Origin of the sequence: Bacillus sp. AFS001701 (genome assembly GCF_002559405.1) — a bacterium.
GTDB lineage: Bacteria > Bacillota > Bacilli > Bacillales > Bacillaceae_G > Gottfriedia.
The window spans coordinates 1-5,648 of the sequence record NZ_NTZO01000535.1 but is presented as its reverse complement, the minus strand read 5'-3'; the positions used below and the strand labels follow the sequence as shown (position 1 = coordinate 5,648).

6 protein-coding genes are annotated in these 5,648 nt (G+C 30.3%); 4 read left to right on the top strand and 2 right to left on the bottom strand.

The features are described 5' to 3' along the window. The first annotated feature begins 69 nt into the window (after window positions 1–69). Both CN514_RS22285 and CN514_RS22275 read left to right on the top strand, forming a co-directional pair. Window positions 70–1,620 carry a YncE family protein gene (locus CN514_RS22285; RefSeq protein ID WP_098234450.1) on the top strand — a complete coding sequence of 517 codons (1,551 nt, stop codon included), beginning with the start codon at window positions 70–72 and terminating at the stop codon, window positions 1,618–1,620. 618 nt (window positions 1,621–2,238) lie between these two features. Then, a complete protein-coding gene (locus tag CN514_RS22275) occupies window positions 2,239–2,469 on the top strand; it encodes a hypothetical protein (RefSeq protein ID WP_175403448.1) in 231 nt (76 codons plus the stop codon). A gap of 48 nt (window positions 2,470–2,517) precedes the next feature. Here the strand turns inward: CN514_RS22275 and CN514_RS22270 are convergent, their stop codons facing one another. Further along, window positions 2,518–3,585 carry a pyruvate kinase gene (locus CN514_RS22270; protein WP_098234448.1) on the bottom strand — a complete coding sequence of 356 codons (1,068 nt, stop codon included), beginning with the start codon at window positions 3,583–3,585 and terminating at the stop codon, window positions 2,518–2,520. A 210-nt stretch (window positions 3,586–3,795) separates the two neighbouring features. Between CN514_RS22270 and CN514_RS22265 the strand changes: the two genes are divergently transcribed. Further along, window positions 3,796–4,350, top strand: coding sequence for a class I SAM-dependent methyltransferase (locus tag CN514_RS22265; RefSeq protein ID WP_098234451.1), 555 nt, complete (start codon window positions 3,796–3,798; stop codon window positions 4,348–4,350). Between the two features lie 63 nt (window positions 4,351–4,413). On the opposite strand, the gene CN514_RS22260 is transcribed toward CN514_RS22265, so the two are convergent. Further along, a complete protein-coding gene (locus CN514_RS22260; RefSeq protein ID WP_098234447.1) occupies window positions 4,414–4,830 on the bottom strand; it encodes a hypothetical protein in 417 nt (138 codons plus the stop codon). 181 nt (window positions 4,831–5,011) lie between these two features. Here CN514_RS22260 and CN514_RS22255 point away from each other — a divergent pair, with 181 nt between their 5' ends. Next, window positions 5,012–5,557 carry a GNAT family N-acetyltransferase gene (locus tag CN514_RS22255; RefSeq protein ID WP_098234446.1) on the top strand — a complete coding sequence of 182 codons (546 nt, stop codon included), beginning with the start codon at window positions 5,012–5,014 and terminating at the stop codon, window positions 5,555–5,557. Window positions 5,558–5,648 lie beyond the last annotated feature (91 nt).

Sequence of the window (5,648 nt, the reverse complement as noted above, 5' to 3'; positions counted from 1 at the left end):
ACATAGGGGGAAATAAATATTTTATATTAAATTATAAACAAAATAAATCATAATGATGGAGGAGATAAAGTGCTGAGGAAATTAAGGATAGTTTTATTAATTTTTTCTATTTTTTTGACATTTTTTCCGCATATTCAAGCAACTGCTGCAACAAACGTAAATCAATTATCTATAGGTTCATATCTTACAAAGTGGGTTCTAGATGACCCTTCAAAGACACTCTACGCCAAATCATCGGATGATAAGAAATTATTTTTTATCAACTCTTCATCATTGACTATTGATAAAACCTTGACCCTAGGAGGGGCTCCTACAGACATCATAAAAAGTGATGGCAATTTATATGTTGCAATAGATAGTTTAAAACAAATAATTGTTGTGGATTTAACGAAGAAAGTCATAACTCAAACATTGAAAACAACATCTGATCCATATCAGATTGTAAAAGAAGGAGATATGATTTATTACACTGAAAAAAATCTATGGTGTAGTATATACGCTTATAATTTACAAACAAATTTGGATCAAATAATAAAAGCTCAGTTGAGTGAACCTGCTTTAGCAATTAATACAGACAATCACATTTTATACATCGGTGAATCGCAGTCAATGGGTTCAAAGTTGATATACTATAGCACTAAGGATAATAAAGTTATTGGAACATCAAATTATAACAATGATTATGGATTTCGGAATCCTAGTAGGAGTATTCTTTTTGATGGAGTAAGCGTGTATTACGCAGGACGTGACTTTAGTCCAAATAATCCGAATCGATTTAATGGTAACTTTGGTAATGATGACAATGTAATCTATGTAAACAGTAATCTCGTATTCACTAATTGGAGTATTTACAATAAAGATTCACACGTGAAATTAGGAGAATATGGTTATTACTTAGACCTTATAGCATCATCTCAGAACTCTATATTTATTTACAACTCACAATTAAGACAAATTAAAAGATATAATTCAAATCAAATAAATAGCTCTAACATTATCTCGCTTATTTCTGGGATAGCGAAAAATCAATCTCAAAGTACCGCTCTAAGCAGACAAATAAACGATAAAACTAGACAACTAAAAATTCAATCAAAGTTGACTAAATGGGTGTTGGATGAGCCAACACAAATATTGTATGGTATCTCAACAGATGATAAATCGTTATTATTTATAAACTCACAGACCTTAAACCTAGAGAAAGTTATAAATTTTGCATGCAATCCAACTGATATTATTAAAGACAATGGTAAACTTTATGTTGCACTTGATGATGCAAATCAAATAGCTGTTATAGATATGGCGAGTAGGACAAAAGTAGACACATTATATACGACCAGCGACCCTTATCTAATCGCTAAGGACGGAGATAAGATTTATTATGCTGAGCGTGATCAATGGTGTGACGTCTTTGCTTATAATTTACAAACCAATATAGATCAAATATTGCCAATTAGCACGCAATATGAACCTGCTTTAGCAATTAATACAGACAATCATATTTTATATATCGGAGAATCAGGTTTAAGTGACTCACACTTGATTTACTATAGTACAACAGATAATAAAGTTATCGGAACATCAAATTGGTTTCCTTCCCCAAGGAGGAGCATTTCTTTTTAATGGAATAAACGTGTACTATGCAGGATTTGCTTTCAGTTCAGAAGATCTAAATAAAATGAATAATTCAGAAGATTTAATCTATTCAAAGCAAAATTTCTTATTTTCTTCAACTAGTGTATATGACGAAGCTTCGAATGCGAAACTAGGAGATTTTAAAAATAAAGTAGATCTCATAGAATCTAATAGTAACAGTTTTAAGTATGTTTTTTTAGAGGAGATAACATGAAGAAAATTGAAGAAAAAATCGATTTTTTAATGGTTGAATTAGGATTTAAATTATTTTTATTCAAATACATTGAGTGCATAGACCTCTCAAAAAAAAATTGCTATAATCAATTTCATAAGGTGATCTGGTAATTCTGGAGTAAGCTAATCAAACTAAGATGTTATTTTTTGCAGGTTCATTAAAGTTATGATTTGAACGTCCAAATAGTTCATTCCTGATATTTTATGAGATAATAGTTATATTACTATCTAACGGACAAAATGACGGACAAAATTTGTTGAGTAGATTATTTAGTATTGTATTACCAATACTTTTAGGGGGTCTGTTTACATGAAGTACAATATGAGTGAAATTGTAGCATATGGAACGGCTGTAGTAGTAGAGAAAATATAGTGGAAACATTTATTTTCGGTTTTTATGGTATCCAAATTTTATTTCTCATTATTTGTTTATTGCTAGGTTATTTTATTTACGATAAACGATTTAATCGAAATCATGGAAACCAAATACCAGAAGGATTTCAACGAACTAGCGAAGTTAATATTGATCCTGTAACAGGGGAGAAAACAAGAGTTTACTATAATCCAGATACAGGTGAACGATTTTACAAAAAAGAAAAATGATATATTAAAAACGCCCTTTTTGGGCGTTTTTTTATTTTAAAATCAATTTTATTTGATAGTTGTGTTAATCAATTCAAGCATATCATCAAAATCAAACGGAGATTTCGATTTTACGGTCTCAGCAAATTGAGATACAAGTTTTAATGTTTCAATGCTTTTGATTGGATGGTGGCCAGCAGCACTTTCAGCGGATAGCATAACAGCATTGGTCCCATCCATAACAGCTTGAAATACATCCGTTACTTCAGCTCTTGTTGGAAGTGAATTATCTACCATTGATTGTAACATTTGAGTTGCTGTTATTACATATGTCCCATTTGAATTACACTCCTGAATCATGGCTCTTTGTAAGAGAGGAATCCATTGGTAGGGTAGTTCAACACCTAAATCACCACGAGCTATCATAATTGCATCTGTTTCTTTATTAATTTCTTGGAAATTTTTTATTGCTTCTATTGTTTCAATTTTTGCGATTAATTGAGGTGTTTTATCACTTTTTGAATTTATAAAACTTCTGATTTCTTGTAAATGTGATGCCCGTCGAATAAATGAGCATGCAATATAATCTAAACCTTCTTGCAAAATGAATTCGATGTCTTTTCGGTCCTTTTCCGTAATAGCAGGTAAACTTGTAACGACTCCGGGTAAATTTACCCCTTTATGTGAAGAAATTTCGCCACCAGTTTTCACAGAAGTGACAATCTTATTTTGTTCTATCTTTTCAACATTTAACTCCACTGCACCATCATTAATTAAAATACGATCTCCTTGTTTCACATCATATATTAACCCTTTATAATCAACACTTGCTTGATTAGAATTACCTGTCATTTCATCAATTAAGAGTGTAAAAGTTTGATTAGGTTCAAGATTTATTTTTTCCCCTTCAATTTTTCCTAATCGAATTTTTGGACCTTGGAGGTCTCCTAAAATCTTAATTTCTTTACCTGTCTCTTTTCTAATTGATTTTATTAGTTCAATTACATTGTGATGACTTTCATGTGTTCCGTGTGAAAAATTTAGTCTCGCGATTGTCATGCCATGCTCAATCAATTCAGACAGTATTTTTTTATCAAAACTAGCTGGTCCAATCGTACAAATTCGATCGATTGTCATTTGATATCGCCTCCATTTACTGGAATTATTATACCCAAGATAAAGTAGAAGAAACTAATTAATTTAACAAGTGTTAATTAAAAATGAATAGATCAAATAATCTATATTTCAAAAATTTGACATTTTTCAATGTTTTAAAGAAGGAATTCATGTAGCTTTTGTAGAACATTACTAATCGATCAAAATTTAGTATGAGGTAATCCACTAGTGATGAAACAAGATGAATTAAAAATTGTAATTGGAGCAGGTGAATATAATAATAATCCAACATGGATTCAAACTCAGGAAGAAGAACTTAATTTATTAGTTAAGTCAACTTGGGAAAATAAATTCGAGAAAAATTCTATCACAGCTATTTTAGCTGAACATATTTGGGAACATCTTACATACGATGAAGGTTTAGATGCTGCTAAAATTTGTTATGATTATTTAAAACCATCTGGCTATATTCGTTGTGCGGTACCAGATGGTTTTTTTCAAGACGAAACTTATCAAAGTATTGTTAAAGTTGGTGGACCAGGACCAAAAGATCATCCTGCCGCAAGCCATAAAATTGTCTATAACTATAAAACACTAGTTAACATGTTTGAAACAGCGGGTTTTGAAGTAAAACTACTAGAATATTGTGATGAAGAAGGAAATTTTCATTTTAAAGAATGGGATGGCAAGGATGGTGTTATTTTCCGTTCAAAAAAATATGATCCTAGAAATCACGGGGAAAGAGTGCTTTTTCCTTCAATCATTGTAGATGCTGTAAAGCGATAATTTAACAAAGAAATCTTCTCTTAAGTAAAAAGAACTGAAGCTTCACTTCAGTTCTTTTAAATATTAGTAAATCATTCTATCACGAATTTCTTTCGTTATTCGTTCGATTTGACCTTGAAACATCATAGATGGAATGAAAATAGATTCTTCAGGATGGTTAATTACTAGATAAGCACTATGTGATGGTGTTTCTTTATAGCGATATTGTAAATTAACACGTGTAATATGATGAGCGGGTATTGTTCGCTTAAATCCCCAATGTTCGTATGTAACACTGTGATCATTTATTCTAATAACTATACTACGAGTATAGCCAATATAAGCAAGAAAGATTAAGCATACCATTGACATGAACATATATGACTTAATCGTATTAGGAAATCCATGCCTTTGTACATAAAAGATGAAACTAATCATACAAAGCGTAAACAAGATTGCAACTAAAAAATTTGAAAGCCTACCACTACTTCTAAATTCCACTTTTGATACACCTCTTTCATATTAATATAGTTTCGACTAAAAACGTTTAATATTAACATTAGGATGATCTCTTTTAGTTTGAATTAATAAACATTCTTATTATGGAGTGTTATCCACTCTAATAGATAGATGTAGTACAGAAATATTCCTAAAATAAGAATACAAGTGTAAGGAGTATATAATGAAAATACGAACTCAGAAATTTACGATAAATGGCCTTCAATATATTATTAGACATGCAGTTCTAACTGATGCTAAACAATTATCTAGTTTGAGAGTACAGATTGACGGGGAGACAGAAAATCTAGACCGAGAAGCAGGAGAAGCATTTATTGATCCAATAGGCTTTGAACAATTAATTATCTCTGATATAGAAACGATTAATCATTTATTTTTAGTAGCTGAAGTTCAAGATAAAATAATAGGTTTTTCTAGATGTGAAGGTAATCAATTAAAAAGACTTTCTCATAAAGTAGAATTTGGAGTTTGCGTCTTAAAAGAATTTTGGGGATACGGAATCGGTAAAAATCTTTTAAAACAATCAATTTCTTGGGCAGATGCTAATGATCTATATAAAATGAATTTGAGTGTTTTAGAAACAAATGAAAAAGCAATTAAACTTTATAAAAAACTAGGGTTTGAAGTTGAAGGTGTTTTAAAAAACGATAAGGTACTTTCTGATGAGAGATTTTATAATACAATATTAATGGGTAGATTTAAGAAATGAATGTTATAAAAAGAGTCGATTAAATGACACTTTTTTACAACCATTTGATATAAATTAAATTAATTTCTAAGTATTATAAGAGAGGTAATTT